Genomic DNA, 26349 nt, shown 5'->3' on the forward strand with positions numbered 1-26349 from the left:
GGCAATCCCGGCGATCAGCGATCGCGTGCGCGCACGTCGAGCATGATGCGCTCGGCGAGGTATTCGCCGTTGCCCATGGCACGGGCATCGATGCGGACGGTGTCACCACGCTGCAAGCTGTCCACGCTCCAACGCTGACCGCGATAGTCGACCCAGGTGCGTTCGTCATAGCGCACCCGTTGCGTGCTGCCGCTGTAGCCGCCGGAGGTGAAGTGCAGCAGGCGGTTGCGCGCATCGATGAAGCTGACCGCACCGGACATCGCGGTGATCGCGCCCGATGGGCCACTTGGATAGCCGTAACCGCCGCCCGGCACGCCACCGCTGCGCACATCACGCAGCACCTCGATGCTGCGCGCCCACCAGCGCCCGCCGGACTGCACCGCCTGCACCTGGATGCGGTCACCGTTCTCCAGCCCGCTCGGCGAAAGCTGCTGCCCCTGGTAATACAGCACGGTGTTGCGGTCGTAGTTGATTTCGACGCGCTGGCCGTAACCGCCGTAGCCGCCGTCGCTGCGCAGCATGAAGCGGCCATTGGCATGATCCACGCCATCGACGTCGCCGACGATGGCCTGGCCCTGACCGGTCGGTGGCGGATAGCCCTGGCCGGGATAACCGCTGCCATCGGGATAACCCGGGCCCGGGTAGCCCGATCCGGGGTAGCCGCCACCCATGCCGACACAGCCGGCAAGCAGCAGGCTGGCAGCGATCATGCTGGCGGAGGAAACGAGCGTCTTGACGTTCATGGCGGCATTCCGGGATCAGAACCAAGCCCATCAATGCACTGACCGGGGTGAAGGCGGAGTCATCCGCGAACCACCGATGGCCGCGGTTCAGCTGCCGCCGCCGGCGCGCGGACAGCCCGGCTCAGCCGCCCTCCAGTTCCTCCCAACGCAGGTAGGCGGCATCCAGCTCGGCCTGCAACTGCGCCAATGCGGCGGTGTCGGCCTGCACCAGCGCCGCCTCGCGCTGGAAATATGCCGGCTGGTTCATGCGCTCGCCGTGTTCGGCGATCTGCGCCTCCAGTGCCTCGATGCGACCCGGCAGGGCCTCGAGTTCACGCGTCTCGCGGTAGCCCAGCTTTTTCCTCGTCGCCGGGGCCGGTTTCGCCGCCGGGGCGGCCGGCTCGGGTGCGGTCGCCGCCGCGGCGGCGGGTGCCGGCGCCGCCACGCGCGGTGCCGGCCGCTGCCGCAGCCAGTCGCTGTAACCGCCGACGTACTCGCCCACCCGCCCCTCGCCCTCCATCACCAGGGTGGAGGTGACCACGTTGTCGAGGAAGTCGCGGTCATGGCTGACCAGCAGCAGGGTGCCGGGATAGTCGGCCAGCAATTCTTCCAGCAGCTCGAGGGTCTCCACGTCGAGGTCATTGGTCGGCTCGTCCATCACCAGCAGGTTGGACGGCTGTGCGAACAGCTTGGCCAGCAGCAGGCGGTTGCGCTCGCCGCCGGAGAGGCGGGTGATCGGTGCTCGCGCGCGTTCGGCGGTGAACAGGAAGTCCTGCAGATAGCTCAACACGTGCTTGCGGCGGCCACCGATCTCCACACTGTCGCTGCCCTCGGCCACGTTCTCCATCGCGTTCCAGTCCTCGCGCAACCGCGCGCGGTACTGGTCGAAATAGGCGATCTGCAATTGCGTGCCCTGGCGGATTTCGCCGCGATCGGGCTGCAACTCGCCCAGCAGCAACTTGAGCAGGGTGGTCTTGCCGCTGCCGTTGGGGCCGATCAGGCCGATGCGGTCGCCACGCATGATCAGGGTGTCGAAATCGCGCACCAGCAGTGCGCCGCCCTCATGCGCGAAGCACACGCCCTGCGCCTCGATCACCTTGCGCCCGGATGCCTGTGCGCCGGCCAGCTCCATGCGCACCTTGCCGGCCTGCTCGCGCCGCTGCGCACGCTCCACGCGCATCTGCTTGAGCCGTCGCACGCGGCCCTCGTCGCGGGTGCGACGCGCCTTGATGCCTTGCCGGATCCACGCTTCCTCCTGCGCCAGCAGCTTGTCGAAGCGCGCATGCGCCTGCTGCTCGGCATGCAGCCGCTCCTCGCGGCGGCGCAGGTAGTTGTCCCAATCGCCCGGCCAACTGGTCAGCCGGCCACGGTCGATCTCGATGATGCGCGTGGCCAGGCTGCGCAGGAAGCGGCGGTCATGGGTGACGAACAGCAATGCCCCGCTCCACTGGCGCAGGAACCCTTCCAGCCAGTCGATCGCGGCGATGTCGAGGTGGTTGGTCGGCTCGTCCAGCAGCAGCAGGTCCGGCTCGCACACCAGCGCCCGCGCCAGCAGCACGCGCCGTTTCATCCCGCCGGACAGGCGTGCGAAGTCCACCTCGCCATCCAGCTCCAGCCGTTGCAGGAGTTCTTCGACCCGGCGATCCAGCGACCAGCCGTGCACGGCTTCGATCTCGCCCTGCACCCGCGCCAGCGCGTCGGTATCCACCGGCTGCTGCTGCACCAGCTGGTGGTAGCGCGCCAGCAGCGCGCCGACCTCGCCCAATCCCTGCGCCACCACGTCGAACACGCTGCCGCGCGCGTCCTGTGGCACTTCCTGTTCGAGCCGCGCGATGCGGCGCCCGGACTCGATGCGGATCACGCCGTCATCGGGCTTGAGTTCGCCGGCGATCAGCTTCATCAGGGTGGACTTGCCGGCGCCATTGCGGCCGATCAGCGCGATGCGCTCGCCCGCCTCGATGGCGAGATCGACCGCGTGCAGCAACAACGGGCCACCGACGCTGTAGTCGACGGCATTCAGGGTGATCAGGGGCATGCGTGGATTCTAGCGGGCGGCCTGCCCGCCCTCACGAGGAGCAGGAAAGCATCGAGCAGCCGGCCTTGTCGCGCGCCCAGTCCGGGCGCTTGCTCGTGACGAACGGGAATGCGGCCTGTTCCCGATACGGGCTTTGCACGGCGGCGAGCAGTTCATGGATGCCGCCTTCGTCACCCGCCTCGGCACGCTCGATGGCCTGCTGCAGCAGCCAGTTGCGCGGGATGAACGCCGGGTTGGCGGCCTGCATGCGTGCGCGGCGCTGATCGGCGGTAAGGGAATCGGCGCGCACGCGCTGGCGATAACGCTGCAACCATTCGGCAAACTCCGCGGCATGGGCTTCGCGCCTGGCGTCATCGTAAAAGGCATCGGCAAACCGCTCCGGGCGCAGCGCGTCGGCGGGGTGAGCGCCAAGCATGCGGAAGAACACGGTCATGTCGACCTCGGCCCGCTGCATCCACGCCTGCAGGGCGCGCATCAGTTCCATCGCCTCCGCATCGCAGGCGGCAAGCCCGAACTTGCGCGCGATGTTGTCGCGGTCGGCACGGGCGAATTCCGTGCCATAGGCGCGCAGGCCGGCATGCAGTGCTTCGGCATCGTGGAACAACGGCGAGAGCGCTGCGGCCAGTTGCTGCAGATTCCACAACGCGATGCGCGGCTGCCAGCCGAAGCGGTAACGGCGGCCATGGGCATCGGTGGTGTTGGGGGTGAAGTCCGGGTCGTAATCATCCAGCCAGCCATAGGGGCCGTAATCGATGGTCAGGCCGAGCACGCTCATGTTGTCGGTGTTCATCACCCCGTGCACGAAGCCCACGCGCATCCAGTCGGCGACCATGCGCGCGCTGCGCTCGGCGATTTCAGCGAACCAGGCGGCAAGCCGCGCCTGCCCGTCCAGCGCGGCGAGGTGCGGGAAGTCGCGCTCGATGCAGAACGCCACCAGCCGGCGCAGCAACTCGATGTCACCACGCGCCGCGGGCAGCTCGAAATGGCCGAAGCGCAGGAACGAGGGGGCGGCGCGACAGACGATGGCACCGGGCTCGGGCCGCGGATGGCCGTCGTAGAACATGTCGCGCACCACCGACTCGCCGGTGGCGAGGAGCGCAAGCGCACGGGTGGTCGGAATGCCGAGGTGATGCATCGCCTCGCTGCAGATGAATTCGCGGATCGACGAGCGCAACACCGCACGGCCATCGGCATGCCGCGAATACGGCGTCGGCCCCGCGCCCTTGAGTTGCAACTCCCAATGCCGGCCATCGGGTGCGACCACTTCGCCCAGCGTGATCGCGCGGCCATCACCGAGTTGCCCGGCCCAGCTGCCGAATTGATGCCCGCCGTAATTGCCGGCATGCGGCTGCATGCCCGGCAGCAGCGCATTGCCGGCGAACACCTCGGCGAACTCGGGCGCGGCCGCGTCATCGGCATCCAGACCCAGCGCGGCCAGCATGTCCGCCGATGCCGCAATCAACCGCGGCGCGGCCACCGGCGTGGGCATCACCGCCGACCACGCGGCCTCCACCTGGCGCACGAAGTTGCGTGGCTCGGGGTCACCGGGCAGTGCGCGCGGCAGGCGATTGTCGAATACCAGCTGCATGCCTTCACAGATGCGGCCAGCGCAGGCCGATAACAAGCGTAAAATGATCGCTCGTCCCACGCGCCATGCGCAGGAGTCCCGCCATGAGCGCCGCCGATTCCCCTCCCCTGTTGCCCGCCTTTGCCGCCCTCGGCCTGCCCGACCACCTGTTGCGGGCACTGGTCGATGTCGGCTACGAAACGCCCTCGCCGATCCAGGCCGAGACTATCCCGCCGCTGCTGGCCGGCCGCGACGTGCTGGGCATGGCGCAGACCGGCACCGGCAAGACCGCGGCCTTCGCGCTGCCGGCGCTGGCCCGCTTCGATGCGGCGCAGGCCGGCGTGCAGACGCTGGTGCTGTGCCCGACCCGCGAACTGGCGATCCAGGTCGCCGAGGCGTTCCAGACCTATGCCGCGCACCAGCGTGGCTTCCAGGTGCTGCCGATCTACGGCGGCCAGGGCTACGGGCCGCAGCTGCACGCGCTGCGCCGTGGGGTGCAGGTGGTGGTCGGCACGCCGGGGCGGGTGATCGACCATCTGGAGCGCGGCACCCTCGACCTGTCGCGGCTGCGCATGCTGGTGCTGGACGAAGCCGACGAAATGCTGCGCATGGGCTTCATCGACGATGTCGAGGCGGTGCTGAAGAAAACCCCCGACAGCCGTCAGGTCGCGCTGTTCTCGGCGACCATGCCGCCGCAGATCCGGCGCATCGCGCAGACCTATCTGCGCGAGCCGGTGGAAGTGGCGATCAAATCGACCACCACCACCGGGGAGAACATCCGCCAGCGCTACTGGCTGGTCAGCGGCCTGCACAAGCTGGATGCGATCACGCGGATCCTGGAGGCCGAGCCGTTCGACGCGATGATCGTGTTCGCGCGCACCAAGCTCGGCACCGAGGAACTGGCCGAGAAGCTGTCGGCACGCGGCATTTCCGCCGCCGCGATCAATGGCGACATGGACCAGAAGGCGCGCGAGCGCACCATCGCCCGGCTCAAGGACGGCCAGCTGGACGTGCTGGTCGCCACCGACGTCGCCGCCCGCGGGCTGGACGTGGACCGCATCAGCCACGTGCTCAATTACGACATCCCCTACGACACCGAAAGCTATGTGCACCGCATCGGCCGCACCGGCCGCGCCGGGCGCAAGGGCGAGGCGATCCTGTTCGTGACCCCGCGCGAGCGCGGCATGCTGCGCGCGATCGAACGCGCCACGCGGCAGCCGATCGAACCGATGCAGTTGCCGAGCGCCGCCGATGTCAACCAGCAGCGCATCAGCCGCTTCCGCGACCGCATCAGCGCGGCACTGGACGGCGCCGACCGCGAACTGTTCCGCGGCCTGCTGGAAGACTACGAGCGCGAGCATGACGTGCCGATGGCCGACATCGCCGCCGCGCTGGCACAGCTGCTGCAGGGCGATGCGCCGATGTTCCTGCCCGACGACCCGCCGGCGCCGCCGCCGCGCGAGCGGCGTGAACGCCGTGAACGGCCGGCGCGTGACCCCGACTTCGCCCCGCGCGACCGCGATGCGCAGCGCGGCCCGCGCCCGCCGCGCGCCGCGGCCGGTGCCGAGGTCGGCATGCAGACCTACCGCATCGAGGTCGGCCATGCGCACCGGGTCAAACCCGGCAACATCGTCGGCGCCATCGCCAACGAGGCCGAGCTGGAATCGCGCTACATCGGCCGCGTCGACATCCGCGACGATTACTCGCTGGTGGATCTGCCCGAGGGCATGCCGCCGGAGCTGCTGACCTATCTGCAGAAGGTGCGCGTGGCCGGGCGCCCGCTGCGCATGCGCCTGGCCGATGACGCCGACATCGACACGCCGATGCGCCCGCGCCGCTTCGGCGAGCGCCCCGGCTCCGGCCATGACGACGGACAGCGCGGCGAACGTCCCGGCCACCGTGATGGTGACAAGCGCCCGCGCAAACCCGGTTTCGCCAAGCGCGCCGGCTTCGGCAAGGGCCGCCCGCCCAAGGGCCGTCCGAACGGCTGAGCCGCCGCGCCCGCCCAAGCCGGGGCGGACGCGGACAGGGTCGGGGCCGGTCGGATAATTATCCTGCGGGAGCCGCCGCGCCCGCCCGGCTCGGGGCAGGCGCGGCCCTTCGATCAATTCCGCTTCGGCACGTTGTACTGCTCGATCCAGCGCTTGACTTCGCCGTACCAGAAGATCGAGTTCTGCGGTTTCAGGATCCAGTGGTTCTCGTTCGGGAAGTAGACGAAGCGGGTCGGCACGCCACGGTTGTGCAGCGTGTGGTACAGCTCGATGCCGTGGTTGACCGGCACCCGCAGGTCGTTCTGGCCGTGGATCACCAGGGTCGGGGTATTGAAGTTGCCGGCGGCGTAATGCGGTGAATTGCGGCGCATCACCTCGTCGTTGCCCGATTCCCAGAACCCGCCGAAGCGCGGTGTCTCGGCACTGAAGTCGGCGGCGTACTGGGTGTACAGGTTGTACACGCCGGCGTGGTTGATCAGCGCGTTGAACGGGTGCGGCCGGCCCAGCACCACCGAGGTCAGATAACCGCCGTAGCTGGCGCCGCCGGCGACCATGCGGCTGCTGTCGATCCACGGCTGCGCGGCGAACCATTCGGCGGCCTTGATCACGTCCTGCCACGGCTTTTCCGCCCATTCGGGGTTGATCGAATCGGTGAAGGCCTGGCCGAAGCCGGAGCTGCCGTGGAAGTTCGGCCATGCGGTGACATAGCCCCAGCTGGAGAACACCTGCGCGTTCCAGCGGAAGCTCATGCCATCGGTGATCGCGCTGTGCGGCCCGCCGTGGATCAGCAGGAACAGCGGGTATTTGCGCGAGCGGTCGAAGCCCGGCGGATAGTTCACCCACATCTGGATCGGCACGCCATCGGCGCCGGTGTAGGTCACCGATTCGTAGCGGCCCATGTCGGTGCCGGCCAGCAGTGCATCATTGATCCGCGAGAGCTTCTGCGCCTGGCCGTTGCGCGGGTCGATGCGCACCAGCGTCGGCGGCTCGACGAAGCTCTGCCGCAGCCCGACCAGGGTGCCGTCGCGGGCCACCGCCAACTGGCCGAACGAACCCTCGCCGGTGATCGGCCGCGGCGTGCCGCCCTGCAGCGGGAACTCATGCGCACGCACGGTGCCGGCATCGTCGATGGCGCCATACAGGCGCTGACTGTCCGCCGCCCACACCAGACCCGCTGCGCTGCGGTCCCAGTCCGGGAACAGCTCGCGACTGTCGCCGCCACGGCGGTCACGCAGCATCAGCCGGCCGCGGTCGGCATAGAAGCCGCGCACCCGCTGCTGCACGAACGCCAGCCAGCGTCCGTCGGGGCTGTACAGCGGGCTGGAATCCCCGGCCGGGTTGTCCGCAGTGAGGTTGCGCGGGGTGCCGGTCGGTGCACCGGCGGCATCCAGAGCCACGCTGAACAGATCGCTGTTGGATTGGTTGGAACGTTCGCTGGAATTGCTGACGAAGGCCAGCTCGCGCCCGTCCGGGGCGACGTCGTAAAGGTGCGCGGCACCCTGCACGGCATTGCGCGGCAGCGGCCGTTTCAGCGGCAGGGTCAGCGCGCGGATGCCGGCATTGTCGGCGGTGTTGTCGATGGCAACCGCGAACACGTGCTGCTCGCGCTCGTCGAGATACTGGTCCCAGGCACTGATCGAGCCCTGGTCCCATACCCGCGCGGTCATCTTGCCTTCGCGCCGCTCGTCCAGGCGCTTGCCCTGCTCGTCCAGCGCGAGATCAGCAAACACGCGCGAGACGAAGGCCAGCCGGCGGCTGTCGCCGAACCACTTGACGCTGTGCACGCCGGTGGCAACTGCGGTCAGGCGGCGCGCCTCGCCGCCATCCATCGGCATCACGTACAGCTGCTGCGCCTTGTCATCACCGCGCCGGGAGGTGAACGCCAGCCATTTGCCATCCGGGCTGATCAACGGTGCCTGATCCTTTCCCGAAGCGGTGAAACGCCGTTCGATACGCCCATCGCGGCTCCACAGCCACAGGTCGGTCAGTGCTTCGTCCTTGTCCACGTCGTAGCGGGTGACCGGCGCGATCACCGTGCTGCCATCGGGCGAAAGGGTCGGCGCGGCGATGCGCTGCAACTGCCAGCTGCGCTCGGCACTGAACGGAACCTTGGCCTGTGCCAGCAGCTGCGCCATCGGTGCAAGCAGCAGCAAGGCCAGTGCGACGCGGGCCATGCGGCCCGCCGGAATGAAACGGCGACTCATGTGGAACTCCCCGGGGATGCGAACTGAAGATGGAGGGTGGACTTGAGACCCCGATGATGCCCAATCCATATCCTCGCTGCAGCACCCGCCCGCATGCGGCGACAATGCCGCGATGCAAGACCATTACGACGCCCTGATCATCGGCGCTGGCGCGGCCGGCCTGATGTGCGCGATCACCGCAGGCCAGCGCGGCCGCAAGGTGCTGGTGATCGAACACGTCGATCGCTGCGGCAAGAAAATCCTGATGTCCGGCGGTGGCCGCTGCAATTTCACCAATCTCGGCACCAGCCCGGCGCAGTACCTCTCGGCCAACCCGCATTTCTGCAAGTCGGCACTGGCCCGCTACACGCCCGCGGATTTCATCGGGATGGTCGAGCGGCATGGCATCGCCTGGCACGAGAAGGAACTCGGCCAGCTGTTCTGTGATGAATCCTCCAAGCTGATCGTGCGCATGCTGCTGGACGAGTGCGCGGCAGCCGGGGTGCGCATCGAAACCGGCTGCACGGTGGAGGAGGTGCGCCGCGACGATGCCGGCTTTCACCTGCGCACCAGTCGTGGCGAGCGGCATGCGCCGGCCCTGGTGGTGGCCAGTGGCGGCTTGTCGATCCCGCGCATGGGCGCGACCGGCTTCGGCTACGAACTGGCACGCCAGTTCGGCCACCGCGTGTTGCCGACCCGTGCCGGACTGGTGCCGCTGACGCTCTCGGGCACCCACCTGCAGCGGCTGGAGGGTTTGAGCGGCGTAGCCCTGCCGGTTGAGGCCCGCTGCGGACCGGCCGCCTTTCGCAAGGCGATGCTGCTCACCCATCGCGGCCTCAGCGGGCCGGCCATCCTGCAGGTGTCCTCCTACTGGCAGCCCGGCGAGCCGCTCGCCATCGACCTGTTGCCGGGCGCGGATGCCAACGCGCTGCTGCAGGCCTGGCAACGCACGCGGCGCGATGCCCAGCTGCACACCCTGTTGGCCGAACGCCTGCCGCGGCGCTTCGCGCAACGCCTGTGCGAGCACTGGATAACGAGTCGACCGATGCGCCAGTACACGCCGAAGGCGCTGGCCGGGATTGCCGCGGTACTGCGGGAGTGGCCGATCACCGCCAGCGGCACCGAAGGCTATCGCACGGCGGAAGTCACCCTGGGCGGCGTCGATACCGCCGGCCTGTCATCGGCCACGATGATGTCGAAAACGGTGCCCGGCCTGTATTTCATCGGCGAGGTGGTCGATGTCACCGGCTGGCTCGGTGGCTACAACTTCCAGTGGGCCTGGGCTTCGGGCCACGCCGCGGGCCTGGCCCTGTAAGACGACGGGCGCACGTGGCGCCCATCGCGTTTCGCATTCCCGGATCAGTTCGCCGCTTCGTCGACGAGGAGCTTGCGCGGCATGCGCTGCTCGCGGTTGGCCGCCTGCCAGACGAAGAACGCGATCACCGCCGCCGCCTGCTTGAGGTCGTCGGGCTGGGTATGGTCGAGGGTGTCGAGGTGGCTGTGATGGACGTTGGTGAAGTAGTCCAGCCGATCCTGCACGAACTGGAAGCCGGGCAGGCCGACGCGGTCGAACGGGATGTGATCGGTGCTGCCGGTGTTGCGGCTGACCACGGTGGTGGCACCGATGTCGTTGAACGGCCGCAGCCAGGCTTCGAAGATCGGCATCGCCTCGAGGTTTTCCTGCGCATAGATGCCGCGGATGCGCCCGCTGCCGTTGTCCATGTTGAAGTAGGCCGAGAACTTGTCGTAATCACGATGACGCTGCAACGGACCGGTCGGCGCGCGCAGGCTGGCCGGCAACGCGGCTTCGGCGGGATCGCTCGGTTGCGGACGGCTGGCAAAGTGGCGCGCGACGTAGGCGCTGGAGCCGATCAGGCCCTGCTCCTCTGCCGTCCACAGCGCCAAGCGGATGGTGCGCCGCGGCTTGGCACCGACTGCCTTGAGGATGCGCATCACCTCCATCATCACCGCCACGCCGCTGGCGTTGTCCGAAGCGCCGGTACCGGTGTGCCAGGAATCCAGGTGCGCACCGAGCATCACGATCTCGTCGCGCTTGTTGCCTCCCGGCAACTCGGCAATGGTGTTGTAGCCCGGCTCGTGGCCCGTGCCGGTGAAGCGCGCATCCACCTCGATGCGCAGGCGTACCGGCTGCTTGCGCTCCAGCGCACGCATCACCGGGTTGTAGTGCTCGGCGATCATCGCCAGATCCGGCACCCCGACCGGCTCGCCCGGCTTGCGCGAACCGCCACCACCGACGCGGATGATGCCGTTGTCCCAGCCGCTGATCGAAACCGTGGCCAGCACGCCCTCTTCCACAAGGTAGCGGTTGAGGTTGCGGGTGAACTCGGTGCGTTCGCGGAAGCGGCGGACGTTGGCCGCACGATCACTTTGCGCGCGATCCTTGGGCACGGCGAAACGTTGAAGTTCGGCCAGACCGGCCTCGTCATGGCGATGGAAGTCCGGTTCGATGCCGGGTTTGTATTCGCGCGCGTCGGACAGGAACAGGATCTTGCCGCGCAACTGGCCCTTGTGCTTCTCCAGGTCGGCCGCATTTTCCAGCTTGACCGCCATTGCCTCGCCCTCCACCGGACCCTCGGTGCCGGGTGTCCACGCCTTGGGCAGCGCATGCAGCGGCATGCGGCGCGGGCTCAGCATCTCGACGCTGGCATGGCTGAATTCCCAGCCATGGCCAAGGTCTTCCACTTCTTCCTGATGCACGTTGGACAGGCCCCAGCCACGCAGGGTGTCGGCGGTCCATTCGTTGGCGCGGTGCATGGCCGGCGAATTGGTCAGACGCGGGCCGATGTTCTCGGTCAGATGGGTCAGGGTGTTCATCACCTGCGAGCGCTGGAACGCTTCCTGACGGATGCGCGAGGCCATCGCCACATCCACCGGTTCCAGCGATTGGGCGCGCGCCGCCTGCGCCAGTGCCGGCGGCTGCACTGCAACGCCGCAGACCCCCACTGCCAGAGCCAGCACCCCGGCCCGCAACCCCATGACCTTCATCATCCTCTCCCGTCACTCAAGCAAGGTGAAAGGATTGACCATAGCCGGCAACAGCGGCGGCGACCCATGCCATCAGTCACGGGTGCGACATGCCGGACGCGGTTCGTGCCCGGCTCAGGCCACCGCGCGGCACGGCTCCGATTCCGGCGCATCGAGCCGCGCGCGCACGATGCTGGGGAAGTACTGCGCCGCCCAATCGCGGTCATTGGCCACCTGGGCCTGCGCGCGGCTGGCCTCGAGCGCGGCGAAATCCAGCTCGGCGATCGCCCAATGGGCCGCGCCCGCGGTTTCCGCCAGCAGGCCGTCATGCGGCAGGCCGACATCCATCGGCGCGATCAGCGCGGCCTCGCCGGTATTGCTGTCCAGTGCCGGCGACCAAGGCGCTTCGCCGGTGGTCACCGCCTGCGCCACGAAGCAGCGGTTCTCCAGCGCCCGCGCCAGGCAACCCACGCGCACGCGCGTCGCACCGGCGGCGGTATCGGTGCAACTGGGCACCAGCAGCAGGCGCGCGCCGGCCTCGCACTGGGCACGCACCGGCAACGGGAACTCGCTGTCGTAGCAGACCGCGATGCCCGCGCGCACGTCGCCGAGGCCGAACACCTTGAGCGCATCACCCGACTCGATCACCCCGGCCTGCTTTTCGAAGCCGGTCAGGCGCAGCTTGTCCTGCCACAGATGGCCGCCCGTGGCAGCGAACAGGTAACTGCGGTTGCGATAACGTCCGCCACCGACATCGAGCAGGAACGTGCCGGCGACGATGTCCATGCCGAGCTCCTGCGCGAGGCCGGAATACAAGCGCATCCACTCGCCATGCAGCGGCTGCAACGCGGCCAGCGACGCGTGCAGGTCGGCGCGCGTGGCCGGTTCGAAACCGGCGGCCAGTTCCAGCGCGAGATATTCGGGCAGCAGCGCCAGTTCGGCACCGGCGGCACGTGCCTCGGCCAGCAGCGCGGCCTGCTTCTCGGCGAAGGCGGTGAAGTCCCGCGGTGCGGTGACCGGGTACTTGGCGGCGGCGATCTTCATCGGTCTTCCTCCAGCGGGCGCAACCAGAACGCGAGGCGATGGCTGACCTCGCCAAGGCCGGGCTCGCGCCAGTCCAGTTGCATGTGGATGTCCTGCTTGCGATACCCGCGCTTGTGCCAGAACGCCTCGTTGCCACGGTGTGCGGCAGGCCGGCGCGGGTCGTCCGCGGCACGCTCGACGGCGGCGAACGCGGTGTGGCTGAAGCCGCCAAGGGCGCGCGCATGGGCTTCGCGCGCATCGAAGAAGGCATGCCCCAGCCCGCGCCCGCGGAAGTGCGGCAACAGCACCGATTCGCCGCAATAGAACACCCGCGCCGGATCGATGCCCGCTTCGCGCAGCGGCGCATGGAAGGCGGCGTCCTCGTCTTCCAGCGGCAGCCCGGTGGACACGCCGACCAGACCGCCGTCGGCATCCAGTGCCAGCACCGCGATGCTGCGTGGCGAGCGCGCGTACACGCGCAGGTAGCCGGCCTCGTAGGCGGCGTCACCCTGATACAGATAGGGCCACTCGGCGAACACCATGATGCGCAGGCGGGCAATGTCCGCCAGCCATGGCGCGATGCCCTCGCCATGCACGCATTGCAGGGAAACCGTGTTCATGCCGCCGATTCTAGTGGCTGCCGTGCCTGCGGCTGCAGCCAGGGCCGGACCGTTCACGACGCACCCCGCTGGGCGGACAGGGCATACCAGTCCAGGCGCCGGGTGGCGAGCATGATCGCGGCGAGGATCACGAACAGCAGGCCCGAGCCCACCGCCAGCGCATTGTCCTCCAGCACCAGCAGGCCGTAGAGCGCGGCATACAACAGGCCGAGCATGCCGGTGAACACCAGCGCGGGACGCCAGCCGCGCAGCACCGCAGCAAGATAGACCCCGATCAGGCCGATGCACGCCAGTGCCGCCAGTGCGTATGCACCGACGAAGGCGATGTGCTCGGACAGGCTGAGCAGCAGCAGGAAGAAGATCGCGATGGCGAGCCCGACCAGGGCGTACTGGATCGGATGCAGGCGCACTTGGCGCAGCAGCTCGAACATGAAGAATCCGGCGAAGGTCAGCAGCACGAACAGCAGGCCGTATTTGCTGGCGCGATCCGCCTGCACGTAAAGATTGACCGGATCCACCAGCGAGACCCGCGCCAGGTCGCGCGCGTCGCCGGCGAAGCCATGCTCCTGCCATTGCTGCTGCGCGGTGGTGGCCAAGGCATCGACCTGCCAACGCGCCTGGAAGCCGTCGGCACCGATGCGGTGCTGCGGCAACAGCCCGGCGAAGCTCGGATGCGGCCAATCGGACTTCAGGCTGAAATCATTGCTGCGCGCCAGCGGCATCATTGCAAAGCGCTCGCTGCCACCCAACGTGAGCGCCAATTGCGTGTGCGTGCGCAGACGCTGCCCCGGCTGCGGCGTGGCCGGCAACGGCGCATGCAGCCCGCCACGCGATTCGATGCCGCTGCCCTGCGCGGGCAATGCCGGCTGGCCGTCGATGCTCAGACGCGGCGTGCCCTGCAGCCCGCGCACGTCGCTGATGCCCCAGGACAGATAGGGCTGGCCGATGCGGCGCTCGCTGCCGGGCGGCGCATCATCGGGCACGGTCCAGTCGAACACCGCATCCAGTTCGCCCTGCCAGTCATAGATGCGCACCTGGTGCAGGCCGCGCTTGCGGATCGCCGAAGCCAGCGTGCCCTGCACCTTGAGGGTGTCGGGGAATACCTGCCACTGCCGCTCGCGACGCTCGCCGACCTGGCGGGTCACGCCATTGGCGTCGCGCACCTCGCGCTCGACCCGCTCGCTGTAGGGCACCACCAGCACCGGGCCGGCGACCACCTGGGCCTGCCCCACGCTGGCGGCGATGTCGGCCACCGCTTCGTCTCGATACCGCTGGCGCTCGAAGATCAGGCCGCGAATCATCAGCAGGGGAATCAGGATGGCCAGCGTCATCGCCGCCACCATGCCGATCTTCAACCACAGGCGCATGGGCATGCTCCAATCCGGGGACGGGGCCAGCATGCCGGCGTGATGTGCGTGCACGATGCGCCGAGGATGAAGCCGGGATGAAGTCGCTGCTCCTCAGCCGGCGGCAAGCTCCATCACCGCGCAGGCACCCCCATCGACGGCGTTCTCCAACCAGGCGCGGCCGCCATGCAGCGCCGCCACCTCGGCCACGAACGGCAGGCCAAGTCCGCTGCTGCGACTCCCGCCATCCGGGCGCGGCAGCGAGTAGAAGCGCTCGAACACCCGCCCGGCGGCATAGTCGGGCACGCCCGCGCCGTGGTCGCGCACTTCGAGCCGCACATGCGCCCCCTGCGTGCGCGCCGACAGCTCCACCCGCGCGTTTGCCGGGGAAAAGGCGATCGCGTTTTCCAGCAGGTTGCCCAGCGCCTGGCGCAGCAGGAAGCGGTCGCCACTGACGGCAAGGCCGGGCTCGACCGCCGCCATGTGCACTTCGACCTCACCCGCCTGCGCCTGCGCGAGGACGTCGGCCCGCGCCGCCTCCAGCAAATCGCCGATCGCCACCGGCTGCGGTGCCTCGATCCGCTGGCGATGTTCCACCGCGGCCAGCGCCAGCAGCTTGTCCACCATCTGCGCCAGGCGCGCGCCCTGCTCGCCGATCGCGGCGACGAAACCGGCGCGTTCGGCCGCACTCATGCGCTCGCCCTGCTCCTCGAGCAATTCGGCACTGCCACGGATCGCCGCCAGCGGGCTTTTCATCTCGTGGGTCAGCGCATGCACGTACTCCTCCACGTACTGCTTGCCCTCGAGCTTCTCGCGCATGGTTGCCAGCGCGGTGCCCAGCGCGCCGAACTCGCCATGCGCGCGCGGCGGCAGCGCACGCTCGCCGCGGGTCACCGCATCGGCATAGCGGCGCAGGCGCGAGAGCTGGCTGGCGATCCACCACGCCACCACGACGCCCACCACCAACGCGGCCAGCAACAGGCCGATGCCGGCGTCACGCACCTTGCGCTGGCTGTGCTGGATGAACGGCGCCACGGTGCGATTGGGCTTGGCCACGCTGAGCACGCCGATGATGCGGCCCTGATGCAGGATCGGTGCGGCCACATGCATCACCGTGTCGCCCGGATTGTCCGGCGATTCCGGGCTGGAGCGCGCACCGTATTCTCCGCGCAGGGTGCGCGCGACATCGTTCCAGCGCGAGTTGTCGCGCCCGAGATCGCGCCCTTCCGAATCGAACACCACGATGCCGCTCGCATCGGTGATGGTGACGCGGTAGGCACTGCGCTCCTTGACGAAACCGAAGAACTCGGCGCCGACCTCGCGTTCATGATGCGCGCGCACCGCCTGCGCGAAGGCGCCCTCGGCGATCACGCCGGCCTGCATGTCGGCCGCGGCAAGCTCCGCCAGCAGGTTGGCGGTATCGATCAGCGTATCTTCCATCGCCTGACGCACGCCGGGCTTGATCTGCTCGACGAACACCTGCGCGATCAGCACCGCCGCCAGGGCGACGATCAGGAAATAGCCGAACAGCACGCGCAGGCCGATGCGCATGGCTCAGCCCGCGACCTCCAGCGCGTAGCCGATGCCGCGATGGGTGCGCACCGGCTCGGCATCGGGCGCGATCTCGCGCAGCTTGGCGCGTACCGTCTTGACGTGGGTATCCACCGTGCGCTCGCCGCTTTCGGGCGCATCGCCCCAGACCCGGTCCATCAGCTGCGCACGGGTCAGCAGTGCGCCGGGGCGCGCCAGCAGCGCGGCCAGCAGGCCGTATTCGTAACGCGTCAGGTCGAGCGTCTGCCCGTCGAAGCGGATGCGATGGCCGGCTTCGTCGATCTCGAAGCGACCATGCCGCCGCCAGCCGCCAGCGGCCGGCGGCATCGCCCGGCGCAGACGCGCGCGCACCCGCGCGACCAGCTCGCGCGGCGAGAACGGCTTGCCGATGTAATCGTCGCCACCCAGTTCCAGCCCGAGCACGCGATCGACCTCGCCATCGCGTGCGGTGAGGAAGATCACGGGGACGTCGAATTCGTCACGCAGGTCGCGGCAGACATCGAAGCCGTTGATGTCGGGCAAGCCGACGTCGAGGATCACCAGATCCACCCCGCCGCGGCGCAGGCGCGGCAGCACCTCGCCGCCGAGCATCACATGCTCCGCCTGCCAGCCTTCCGCGCGCAGCGCGAACAGCACCGCCTGGGCGATGGCGGACTCGTCTTCGGCAAGCAGGATGGCGGGCATTCGCAGGGCTCCGGGAAGAACGGGGCCGGCGCGCGGCCCGTGCCAGGCCAAGGCAATGCAACGGCGCCGGCGTGTCGCCTAGTATTCCATTCCCCACCCGGCAGCGGCAAAAGGCCGATCCCGCGATGAACTACCGCCATGCCTTCCATGCCGGCAACCATGCCGACGTGCTCAAGCACGTGGTGCTGCTGGCGCTGTGCGATGCACTGACCGCCAAGCCGGCCGCCTGCTTCGCACTGGACACCCATGCCGGGCGCGGGCTGTATCGCCTGCACGGCGAAGAAGCCCGGCGCAGCGGTGAAGCCGACGCCGGGGTGAAGCGACTGCGTGCGGGCCTCGACCCGGCGATCGACCGTTACCTCGACGCCATCGCCGCCTGCCGCGCCGAGCATGGCGACGATGCCTACCCCGGCTCGCCCTGGCTGCTGGCGCACGCGCTGCGCGCGCAGGACCGCATCGCCGCCTGTGAACTGCAACCCGATGAAGCCGCGGCGTTGCGCGCCCACTTCCGCGACGAAACCCGGCTCGGCGTACACACGCGTGATGGCTACGCGGCGATGCGCGCCCTGCTGCCGCCCCGCGACGGCACGCACCGCCTGGCACGCGGGCTGGTGTTGATCGATCCGCCCTACGAAGCACAGCTCGGCGAGTTCGACCTCGCCCTCGAGGCGCTGGCCGACGGACTCGGCCGCTGGCCGCAGGGCGTGTTCGCGCTGTGGTATCCGATCAAGCTCGGGCGTGCACTGGCGGCGGTGCATCGACGCGCCGCGGCGTTGCCGGCCAAGTCGCTGCTGCGCGTCGAGCTGTGCGTGCGCGCGGACGATTCCCCGCTGCGCATGAACGGCAGCGGCCTGTGGCTGTTCAATCCGCCGTGGCAGCTGGACGCGCGACTGCAACCGGCGCTGGCCGCGCTCGCCACCGCGCTGGCCGAGGATGCGCATGCCGGCGCGCGCATCGACTGGCTGCGCCACCCGGACTGAACTTCCGCCTCCGCCGCCGGCACCACCACACGCTCACATCGACCTGCGAAACTGCGCGTCTTCCCTCACTCCGCTGCGCCATGGCTTCCAGCTTCTTCGCCCTGTTCGACGACATCGCCACCTTGCTCGACGATGTCGGCGCGATGACCAAGGTCGCCACGCGCAAGACCGCGGGCGTGCTTGGCGATGACCTGGCATTGAATGCCGAGCAGGTGTCCGGGGTGCGTGCCGATCGCGAACTGCCGGTGGTGTGGGCGGTGGCCAAGGGCTCGTTGAAGAACAAGGCGATCCTGGTGCCTGCGGCGCTCGCCATCGCCGCGCTGGAGGCATGGCTGCGCGGGCGCGGCATCGGCATCGCGCTGATCACCCCGCTGCTGATGCTCGGCGGCAGCTACCTCGCCTATGAAGGTGCGGAAAAACTGGTGCACCGTTTCATGCCCGAAGGCGAGGAGGCGGCACGCCAGGCGCAGGAAGAGCGCCGCCTGCGCGAGGCGGCCAGCGACCTGGTCGCCTTCGAGCGCGACAAGATTCGCGGCGCCATTCGCACCGATTTCATCCTCTCCGCCGAAATCATCGTGATCTCGCTCGGCACCGTGGCCGCGCAGGCGCTGCCGACCCAGTTCGCGGTGCTGAGCGTGATCGCGCTGGTGATGACCGTGGGCGTGTATGGCGCGGTGGCGCTGATCGTCAAGCTCGACGATATCGGCCTGCGCCTGCTGAGTGGCGGTGGCGGCGGCCTGCGCCTGGCCGTGGGACGCATGCTGATGGCATTGGCGCCACGCCTGATGAAGTTCCTGTCCTGGGCCGGCACCGCGGCGATGTTCCTGGTCGGCGGCGGCATCCTGGTGCATGGCCTGCCCGCGCTGGGTCGCCTCGGCGAAGCCGCTGGCGGCCTGCCGCCCGGCTGGCTGTGGAGCAATCTGTTCAATGCGCTGGTCGGCGTGGTCGCCGGGGTCATCCTGGTGGCCGTGGTCGGCGTGGTGAAGCGGCTGCGGGGGCAGCGAAAAGGCCATGCCTGAACAGGCGGCACCCGCTGGCACCGTGCCACTTCGCTTTCACGTGATTCATGGCAGGATGGAAGCATGGTTGCCCGAAACCGCCTCCCTCCCTGGCACGAGGAACTGCGCCTGGCCAATGGCCGGGAGATCCTGATCCGGCCGATCCGTCCCGAGGACGGGCCGCCGATCAAGGCGTCGTTCGCGTTGCTCGAACCGGACGAGGTGCGCAACCGCTACCTGCACCATGTCAGCGAATTGTCGGATGCCGACATCGAGCGCCTGACCCGGCCCGACCCGCGTACCGAGTTCACCCTGGTCGCCGCCGAACCCTATCCACCGGGCGAAGCCCTGATCGGCGCGGTCGGTCGCGTGTTCCTGATTCCGGGCACGCGCAATGCCGAATACGCGATCCTGGTCAGCAAGTACATCCGCGCCATGGGCCTGGGCCGGCACCTGATGCTGCGCCTGGTGCGCTGGGCGCGCGGGCAGAAGGTCGAGCGCATGTATGGCGACGTGTTCGACCAGAACCTGCCGATGCTGGCACTGTGCGAATCGCTGGGCTTCACCCGCCATCGCGAGGGCGACACGCCCGGCCTGTTCCGCGTCGTGCTCGACCTGCGCGAGCAGCACCCCGACGAATGAGCCCGTCCCGCGCACGTTAAAATGCGCGCCGCATGTCGTCGTCTGCCCCCGATTTCCGCTCCCTGCTGCCGCGCGCCGGCCACGCCCGCGCCTGGTGGCGTGCGCCCGGCAGCCGCTCGGGCCTGGCTTGGGCGATCGCCGGTACCGCACTGGCGCATGACGCCCCGCTGCTGCTGATCGCCGCCGACAACCAGCAGGCGCACCAGCTCGAAGCCGACCTGCGCACCCTGCTCGGTGCCGACTCCACGCTGCCGGTCCTGCCGTTCCCGGACTGGGAAACCCTGCCCTACGACAGCTTCAGCCCGCACCCGGACATCGTGTCGCAGCGCCTGGCCACCCTGCACCGGCTGCCGAACCTCGAGCGCGGGCTGGTGGTGGTGCCGGTGCAGACCGTGCTGCAACGGCTGGCACCGATCGCCCATGTGGTCGGCGGCAGTTTCGATTACCGTGTGGGCGCACGGCTCGATCTCGACGCCGAGAAGCGCCGGCTGGAATCGGCCGGCTACCGCCACGTGCCGCAGGTGCTCGACCCGGGCGACTTCGCTGTGCGTGGCGGCCTGCTCGACGTGTTCCCGATGGGCCTTGCCGCACCGTGCCGGGTGGAGTTGTTCGACGAGGAAATCGAATCGATCCGCCGCTTCGACCCCGACAGCCAGCGCTCCGGCGACAAGCTCGACGCGGTGCAACTGCTGCCAGGGCGCGAGGTGCCGCTGGACGAGGAATCACGCGAGCGTGCGATGCATGCGCTGCGCGAGGAACTGGGCATCGACGTGCGCCGCTCGGCGCTGTACCAGGATCTCAAGAATGGCCACGCCCCGGCCGGCATCGAGGCCTGGCTGCCGCTGTTCTTTGCCCGCGGACGTGACGGCGAGCGCAGCTCGACCCTGTTCGATTACCTGCCGCAGAACACCCTGCCGCTGCTGGCCGAAGGCGTGGGCGAGGCCGCCGAGCGCTTCTGGGCACAGACCGGCGAGCGCTACCAGCAGCGCCGCCACGATCTGGAACGTCCCTTGCTGCCGCCCGAGGCGCTGTACCTCACCCCGATCGCATTGCGCGAACGGCTGAACCAAGGCGCGCGGATCGAAGTCTGTGGCAGCGGCCACCCACGCCATGGCGATGCCACCGAGCTCGGCGTGCAGGCTGCGCCCGACCTGCCGCTGTCCGAACATGCCGCGGGCGAGGCCGGCTCGGCACTCAAGTCGTTCCTGAAGGCATATCCCGGCGAGGTGCTGATCGCCGCCGATACCCCGGGCCGCCGCGAAGCGTTGCTGGAAGTGCTCGCCGCGGCCGAACTGCGCCCGCAGGTGCTGCCCGGCCCGCCGCCCGCATTCGCCGCGCAGGAAGCTGAAGCCCGCTTCGCCATCTGCGTCGCCCCGCTGGAGGACGGCTTCGCCACCACGCTGCCGCCGCGCACCGTGCTGACCGAACGCCAGCTGTTTCCCGAGCGCGGCGCGCAACCGCGGCGGCGTCGCCGTGGCGTGCGCGAGCCCGAGGCGATCATCCGCGACCTTGGCGAACTGGCCGAAGGCGCACCGATCGTGCACGAGGACCATGGCGTCGGCCGTTACCGCGGCCTGATCGTGCTCGAAACCGGCGGCGAGCGCGGCGAATACCTCGACATCGAATACGCCAAGGGCGACCGCCTGTACGTGCCGGTGGCCCAGCTGCATCTGGTGAACCGCTATTCCGGCGCCTCGCCCGAGACCGCACCGCTGCACTCGCTGGGCGGTGAGCAGTGGAGCAAGGCCAAGCGCAAGGCCGCGGAAAAGGTGCGCGATGTGGCCGCCGAGCTGCTCGAGATCCAGGCCCGCCGCCAGGCCCGCGCCGGACTGGCACTGGATGTGGATCGCGCGCTGTACGAACCCTTTGCCGCCAGCTTCCCGTTCGAGGAAACCCCGGACCAGCATGCCGCGATCGAAGCGGTGATCCGCGACCTCGGCTCCAGCCAGCCGATGGACCGCGTGGTCTGCGGCGATGTCGGCTTCGGCAAGACCGAGGTCGCGGTGCGCGCCGCCTTCGTGGCCGCCACCGCCGGTCGCCAGGTCGCGGTGCTGGTGCCGACGACGCTGCTCGCCGAGCAGCATTTCCGCAATTTCCAGGACCGCTTCGCCGATTGGCCGATCCGCATCGAAGTGCTCTCGCGCTTCAAGTCGAAAAAGGACACCGAAGCCGCGTTGGCACGGCTGGCACGCGGCGAGATCGACGTCATCGTCGGCACCCACAAGCTGCTGCAGCCGGATGTGCGCTTCAAGGACCTGGGCCTCGTCATCGTCGACGAGGAGCAGCGCTTCGGCGTGCGCCACAAGGAGGCGCTGAAGGCCCTGCGCGCCAACGTGCACCTGCTCACCCTCACCGCGACGCCGATCCCGCGCACGCTGAACATGGCCATGGCCGGGCTGCGCGACCTGTCGATCATCGCCACCCCGCCGGCCAACCGCCTCGCGGTGCAGACCTTTGTCACGCCGTGGGACAGCACGCTGCTGCGCGAAGCGTTCCAGCGCGAACTGGCGCGCGGCGGCCAGCTCTACTTCCTGCACAACGACGTGGAAAGCATCGGCCGCATGAAGCACGAGCTGGAGGAAATGGTGCCCGAGGCGCGCATCGGCATCGCCCACGGGCAGATGGCCGAGCGCGAACTGGAACAGGTGATGCTGGACTTCCAGCGCCAGCGCCACAACGTGCTGCTGGCCTCGACCATCATCGAATCGGGCATCGATATCCCCAATGCCAACACCATCATCATCAACCGTGCCGACAAGTTCGGCCTGGCCCAGTTGCACCAGCTGCGCGGCCGCGTTGGCCGCTCGCACCATCGCGCCTATGCCTACCTGGTGATTCCCGACCGCCGCTCGATCACCGCCGACGCACGCAAGCGCCTGGACGCCATCGCCTCGATGGACGAACTCGGCGCCGGCTTCACCCTCGCCACCCACGACCTCGAAATCCGTGGTGCCGGCGAACTGCTGGGCGAGGAGCAGAGCGGGCAGATGAGCGAAATCGGCTTCAGCCTCTACACCGAACTGCTCGAACGCGCGGTCAAGTCCATTCGCCAGGGCAAGCTGCCCGATGCCGATGCCGACGCGACCCGCGGCGCCGAGGTGGAACTGCACGTGCCGGCGCTGATCCCCGAGGACTACCTGCCCGACGTGCACACCCGTCTGACCCTGTACAAGCGCATCAGCGCGGCGCGCGATGCCGCCACGCTGCGCGAGTTGCAGGTGGAAATGATCGACCGCTTCGGCCTGCTGCCGGACCCGGCGAAGAACCTGTTCGCGATCGCCGAGCTCAAGCTCGAAGCCGAAGCGCTGGGCATGCGCAAGCTCGATCTGGGCGAGAACGGCGGTCGCATCCACTTCAACAAGCAGCCCGCCGTCGACCCGATGGCCCTGATCCAGCTGATCCAGGGCCAGCCACGGCATTACCGCATGGATGGCCCGGAAAAACTGCGCATCAGCGAACTCGACCTGCCCGATGCGGCCGCGCGCATCAAGGCCGCACGTGGCCTGATGGCGCTGCTCAAGCCGGGCGGTTGATCCGGCAACCTTGGGGCGGTGACGCTACGGCGGCGGCGCGGGCGCCTGCATCGCCATGTCGTCACGGTCCAAGGGACTGAGGATGCCGCCGGCACCACGCCCGAGAACGTGGGTATAGATCTGCGTGGTGGCCAGATCCTTGTGCCCGAGCAGCTCCTGCACCGTGCGGATGTCATGCCCGGCTTCAAGCAGATGCGTGGCGAACGAATGGCGCAGCGTGTGGCAGGTGGCGGGCTTGAGGATGCCCGCCTTCACCCGCGCCACCTTCACCGCGCGCTGCAGATTGCCCTCGTCCACATGGTGACGGCGCCACATGCCGCTGGCCGGATCGCGCGACGGATTCGCCGCCGGGAACAGATACTGCCAACCGGGTTCACGCTCGGCATTGACATACTTGCGCGCCAACGCCGCCGGCAGCCACACACGCCCCAGACCGCGTGCCAGGTCCTGTTCGTGCAACAGCCGCACATGTTCGACGGCGTGCATCAGTTGCGGGCGCAGGCGTCTGGGCAACGGCACGCGACGATCCTTCGCCCCTTTGCCATCGCGCACCACGATCTCGCCACGCTCGAAATCAACATCCTTGAGCCGCAGCCGCGCACACTCGAGCACACGCATGCCGGTGCCATACAGCAATGCCGCCATCAGCCAATACCGGCCATCGAGCATTGCCAGCAGCCGTCGCACCTCGTCATGCGACAACACCACCGGGATGCGCCGCGAGCGCTTGGCACGCACCACCGAATCCATCCACGGCAATTCCTGCCGCAACACCTCGCGGTAAAGGAACAGCAGGGCCGCCAGCGCCTGGTTCTGCGTGGAAGCCGACACCTTGCGCCGCGTCGCGAGCACGGTCAGGAACGCCTCGACCTGCGCCCCGCCCATGTGCCGCGGATGGCGATAGCCATTGGCGGCGATGAAACGCGTGATCCAACCCAGGTACGCCCGCTCGGTGCGCTTGCTGTAACGACGCACCTGCAACCGCGCACGGATGGCCTTGTACAATTCCGACCCGGAAAGATCCGCCTTGCCTGCGAAGCGTGCACCGGGGCGGCGATGTGCAGCACTTGCGTCGACAGCAGCAGTCACACCCTGCGCCCCTGCCTGACAATCACCCTGCTGAGCGGCCTCTTCGCCATCCCCTCTGCCCCGGCTTACCCGGCATTTTTGCTGCTTCCTCTCCACCACACCGGCTCCATGCTGTGTAACATCGAGCATGGCCCCGGGGACAATGCCATGCATATCCAGCAACACCTTGATTCAGGGTCGGATTTTGCCCAAGCGTGCGTCTGCCATCTGTCCATCAGAGCGGACTACCCGGGACGTTTGAAAGCTATTAAGTGTTAGGCTTCACATGGAAAGTTCATGCTAGAACCCAACCAATTTGAAGAAGACGAGGCTTGGGTTGTGTTCCAACTCAATGATGCTCCCGTTCGCACCGAGCAAGACGGAGATTTCAATTGCATCGCACTCATGGACGCTGCAAGCGGCTTCATCTTTGGCACTGCTTTCGTGTCTGTTGCGCAGGCCGAGCCTTCCGTGTTTGAAGTGCGTAAATTATTCAGTTCATGCCTGGAGCGCAGCGGTGGCACCCCTGCCACCCTTCTGCTCCCGAAGGGGCAATTCCAAACTACGTTCCCCTCGGAGGCCAAGCGCCGCGGAATCACCGCCGTCCATGTTCATGAGACAGAACTTTTATCTCTCACCTCTGAGGCCACGCAAGGCTTCCGAGAGCATGTGCAGGGTGGCCGGGCGTGAAGCCTAACAATTCATTCAAGCCGACGCCGCTTCGCGGCGCGGCTTAATTCAGGCGTTAGGCCTGAAAAGCCCCATCCACCCCGGTGCGCGAGAGCTTGCATCTAGGAGTACCAATGAAGAAAACATCGCTACCACTACTGCTAATCTTTCTCGCCGGATGTCAGATGGATAAGGGAAGTTCGGAAGCGCATAAAAGCAACTCGATTGTAATGCAGTGCACTGGCGAAGAAATTTCCGAAGTTGATGCATTAAAAAGGCAATACTTTAGCGATGAGTTAATTGGCGAGATAGAAGGAAAAGAAAATTACAGCTACCTAATCAAAGTCGAAGACAGGCCGAGACTCTCTCACCTGGAGTACTACAGCGGGAGAGAAAGGAGATTTGTGCCATCCATCTGCTTCCTTCAATTCACTGAATGTCAAGCATCAGTTGACTCCGATGTAATCTTTGAATCAGGAAATCTTATTAATAGCCAGAACGGCAGCATCATGGAAACAATATCCACCACCATTAATAGAAGAACTGGTGAAATGCAAACCAGAAGAATGGGGATTGTAACTGGAGTAAACAAAATTTTTAATGGGTCTTGCGAGCCAGGCAAGATCCCGGACGAGACGCCGCAGAAATTCTAGAGGCCCAATTTAGAGAAGAAAAATGAGAATTTCTACGATAAAGCAAATCCTGACAGCTCAAAAAATACCCGCTGATCAAATAAATTTGATAATCAGCACTGTAAACATTGAGGATCTAGATGATCTTTCTGAGTTCGAGAAAGAAAACCTCAAAGAAATCGTCTCGGGCATTCTAGTTATGGCGCAAGACCCAAGCAGCGGCGCCTATGTGAATGACCCTGAAAAAGCAAAGTCAATCCTATCCGCGATAGAGAGATTTCAGGCCTAACAATTCATTCAAGCCGACGCCGCTTCGCGGCGCGGCTTAATTCAAGCGTTAGGTTGCCATGGCAGCTATGCAGAAATTCAAGGATAAATCTTTCGGCTGGGCATTTTGGCTAGTGACTATCCTGTTCACCTGCGGGGCTTGGTGGGGTGAATCCATTGGCCTCACGCCAAGATTTCGGGTGGGACTCATGGTAATTGCGGGGCTAGTGCCGCTAACCATTCAGGTGGTTACTGGCTACGGGCTAGATCACGCTTGGGTTGCGCGGTTCAGTAGATCCGAGAGTTCAAAGCACTATTGGGGTTCTCTGGCAGCATCTGTGGCCGTTGCTATCGTCTTGGCCTACGGGGCATACCATTTATTGGTTGCTCCGGGTTCCGGTATGGCAACCTAACAATGCGTTCAAGCCGACGCCGCTTCGTTACACAAAGCACATGGCAGGTACAGCTTGCCATGTGCTTCGCTCCACTACGCGGCGCGGCTTAACTTAGGTGTTAGATGCCAGATTTGGCGTTGCGTATGCTCACAGAAAATCGACAGCCGCAAGACTGTTTTTGGCAACTCATAGCCACCACTATTTATCCTTCATACCGTAGAGGAGATTGCACGTGAAGAACTGGCTCTTTCTGGCTATTGCAATATTTGGTGAGGTCGTCGCAACTTCCGCACTGAAGTCCAGCCATGGATTCACCAAGTTAGTTCCTTCTGTTGTAGTTGTGGCTGGCTACGGGCTTACGTTCTATTTCCTCTCTCTCGCAATCAAGTCCATCCCGGTCGGCATTGCTTATGCTGTTTGGGCTGGCCTCGGCATCGTACTTGTGGCAGCTATCGCTT

Annotated in this window: 21 protein-coding genes; 10 read left to right on the forward strand and 11 right to left on the reverse strand. The window is 67.2% G+C overall.

The features are described 5' to 3' along the window. Positions 1 to 14: 14 nt before the first annotated feature. From ACW11F_RS05325 to ACW11F_RS05335, 3 genes are all read right to left on the reverse strand, one after another. Positions 15 to 743: a DUF5666 domain-containing protein gene (locus ACW11F_RS05325; RefSeq protein ID WP_456995822.1), complete on the reverse strand. Its 729-nt coding sequence runs from the start codon at positions 741 to 743 to the stop codon at positions 15 to 17. Between the two features lie 121 nt (positions 744 to 864). Next, entirely contained in the window at positions 865 to 2757 is a 1893-nt protein-coding gene (locus ACW11F_RS05330) for an ATP-binding cassette domain-containing protein (protein ID WP_456995823.1), read from the reverse strand. Between the two features lie 31 nt (positions 2758 to 2788). Then, entirely contained in the window at positions 2789 to 4345 is a 1557-nt protein-coding gene (locus tag ACW11F_RS05335) for a protein adenylyltransferase SelO (protein WP_456995824.1), read from the reverse strand. 83 nt (positions 4346 to 4428) lie between these two features. Here ACW11F_RS05335 and ACW11F_RS05340 point away from each other — a divergent pair, with 83 nt between their 5' ends. Further along, complete coding sequence (locus ACW11F_RS05340; protein WP_456995825.1) at positions 4429 to 6315, forward strand: DEAD/DEAH box helicase; 1887 nt, start codon at positions 4429 to 4431, stop codon at positions 6313 to 6315. 113 nt (positions 6316 to 6428) lie between these two features. Here ACW11F_RS05340 and ACW11F_RS05345 read toward each other — a convergent pair whose 3' ends face one another. Then, positions 6429 to 8519, reverse strand: a complete 2091-nt coding sequence (locus tag ACW11F_RS05345) for a prolyl oligopeptidase family serine peptidase (RefSeq protein WP_456995826.1) — start codon at positions 8517 to 8519, stop codon at positions 6429 to 6431. 112 nt (positions 8520 to 8631) lie between these two features. On the opposite strand from ACW11F_RS05345, the gene ACW11F_RS05350 reads away from it, so the two are divergent. Further along, a complete protein-coding gene (locus tag ACW11F_RS05350) occupies positions 8632 to 9813 on the forward strand; it encodes an NAD(P)/FAD-dependent oxidoreductase (protein WP_456995827.1) in 1182 nt (393 codons plus the stop codon). A gap of 44 nt (positions 9814 to 9857) precedes the next feature. Here ACW11F_RS05350 and ACW11F_RS05355 read toward each other — a convergent pair whose 3' ends face one another. From ACW11F_RS05355 to creB, 6 genes are all read right to left on the reverse strand, one after another. Next, complete coding sequence (locus tag ACW11F_RS05355) at positions 9858 to 11504, reverse strand: M20/M25/M40 family metallo-hydrolase (RefSeq protein ID WP_456995828.1); 1647 nt, start codon at positions 11502 to 11504, stop codon at positions 9858 to 9860. Positions 11505 to 11618: 114 nt separating this feature from the next. Beyond that, complete coding sequence (locus ACW11F_RS05360; RefSeq protein ID WP_456995829.1) at positions 11619 to 12527, reverse strand: carbon-nitrogen hydrolase family protein; 909 nt, start codon at positions 12525 to 12527, stop codon at positions 11619 to 11621. After that, positions 12524 to 13126 (reverse strand): GNAT family N-acetyltransferase, encoded by a 603-nt coding sequence (locus ACW11F_RS05365; protein ID WP_456995830.1) that lies wholly within the window; start codon positions 13124 to 13126, stop codon positions 12524 to 12526. The genes ACW11F_RS05360 and ACW11F_RS05365 overlap by 4 nt, the downstream gene beginning before the upstream one ends. A 53-nt stretch (positions 13127 to 13179) precedes the next feature. Continuing rightward, positions 13180 to 14493 carry a cell envelope integrity protein CreD gene (creD, locus tag ACW11F_RS05370; RefSeq protein ID WP_456995831.1) on the reverse strand — a complete coding sequence of 438 codons (1314 nt, stop codon included), beginning with the start codon at positions 14491 to 14493 and terminating at the stop codon, positions 13180 to 13182. Positions 14494 to 14586: 93 nt separating this feature from the next. Beyond that, positions 14587 to 16023, reverse strand: coding sequence for a two-component system sensor histidine kinase CreC (creC, locus tag ACW11F_RS05375; RefSeq protein ID WP_456995832.1), 1437 nt, complete (start codon positions 16021 to 16023; stop codon positions 14587 to 14589). A 3-nt stretch (positions 16024 to 16026) separates the two neighbouring features. Next, positions 16027 to 16707, reverse strand: coding sequence for a two-component system response regulator CreB (creB, locus tag ACW11F_RS05380; protein ID WP_456995833.1), 681 nt, complete (start codon positions 16705 to 16707; stop codon positions 16027 to 16029). A 125-nt stretch (positions 16708 to 16832) separates the two neighbouring features. Here creB and ACW11F_RS05385 point away from each other — a divergent pair, with 125 nt between their 5' ends. From ACW11F_RS05385 to mfd, 4 genes are all read left to right on the forward strand, one after another. After that, on the forward strand, positions 16833 to 17687 hold the full coding sequence (locus ACW11F_RS05385) for a 23S rRNA (adenine(2030)-N(6))-methyltransferase RlmJ (protein ID WP_456995834.1): 855 nt from the start codon (positions 16833 to 16835) through the stop codon (positions 17685 to 17687). Positions 17688 to 17767: 80 nt separating this feature from the next. Beyond that, a complete protein-coding gene (locus tag ACW11F_RS05390; protein ID WP_456995835.1) occupies positions 17768 to 18706 on the forward strand; it encodes a DUF808 domain-containing protein in 939 nt (312 codons plus the stop codon). A gap of 63 nt (positions 18707 to 18769) precedes the next feature. Further along, positions 18770 to 19327 (forward strand): N-acetyltransferase family protein, encoded by a 558-nt coding sequence (locus ACW11F_RS05395; RefSeq protein ID WP_456995836.1) that lies wholly within the window; start codon positions 18770 to 18772, stop codon positions 19325 to 19327. A 32-nt stretch (positions 19328 to 19359) separates the two neighbouring features. After that, the gene (mfd, locus tag ACW11F_RS05400; RefSeq protein WP_456995837.1) at positions 19360 to 22860 is read left to right on the forward strand and encodes a transcription-repair coupling factor; all 3501 of its coding nucleotides are present in this window, start codon (positions 19360 to 19362) and stop codon (positions 22858 to 22860) included. 24 nt (positions 22861 to 22884) lie between these two features. Here the strand turns inward: mfd and ACW11F_RS05405 are convergent, their stop codons facing one another. Then, the gene (locus tag ACW11F_RS05405; RefSeq protein WP_456995838.1) at positions 22885 to 23865 is read right to left on the reverse strand and encodes an integron integrase; all 981 of its coding nucleotides are present in this window, start codon (positions 23863 to 23865) and stop codon (positions 22885 to 22887) included. A 360-nt stretch (positions 23866 to 24225) separates the two neighbouring features. Between ACW11F_RS05405 and ACW11F_RS05410 the strand changes: the two genes are divergently transcribed. The 4 genes from ACW11F_RS05410 to ACW11F_RS05425 all read left to right on the forward strand — a co-directional run. After that, positions 24226 to 24618: a hypothetical protein gene (locus ACW11F_RS05410; RefSeq protein WP_146389488.1), complete on the forward strand. Its 393-nt coding sequence runs from the start codon at positions 24226 to 24228 to the stop codon at positions 24616 to 24618. 113 nt (positions 24619 to 24731) lie between these two features. Continuing rightward, a complete protein-coding gene (locus ACW11F_RS05415; RefSeq protein WP_456995839.1) occupies positions 24732 to 25250 on the forward strand; it encodes a hypothetical protein in 519 nt (172 codons plus the stop codon). 22 nt (positions 25251 to 25272) lie between these two features. After that, the gene (locus ACW11F_RS05420) at positions 25273 to 25518 is read left to right on the forward strand and encodes a hypothetical protein (protein ID WP_456995840.1); all 246 of its coding nucleotides are present in this window, start codon (positions 25273 to 25275) and stop codon (positions 25516 to 25518) included. Positions 25519 to 26123: 605 nt separating this feature from the next. After that, positions 26124 to 26349: DMT family transporter (locus tag ACW11F_RS05425; RefSeq protein ID WP_456995841.1), on the forward strand; the 226-nt coding region annotated here is incomplete at its 3' end.

Source organism: Luteimonas sp. e5 (assembly GCF_054031035.1).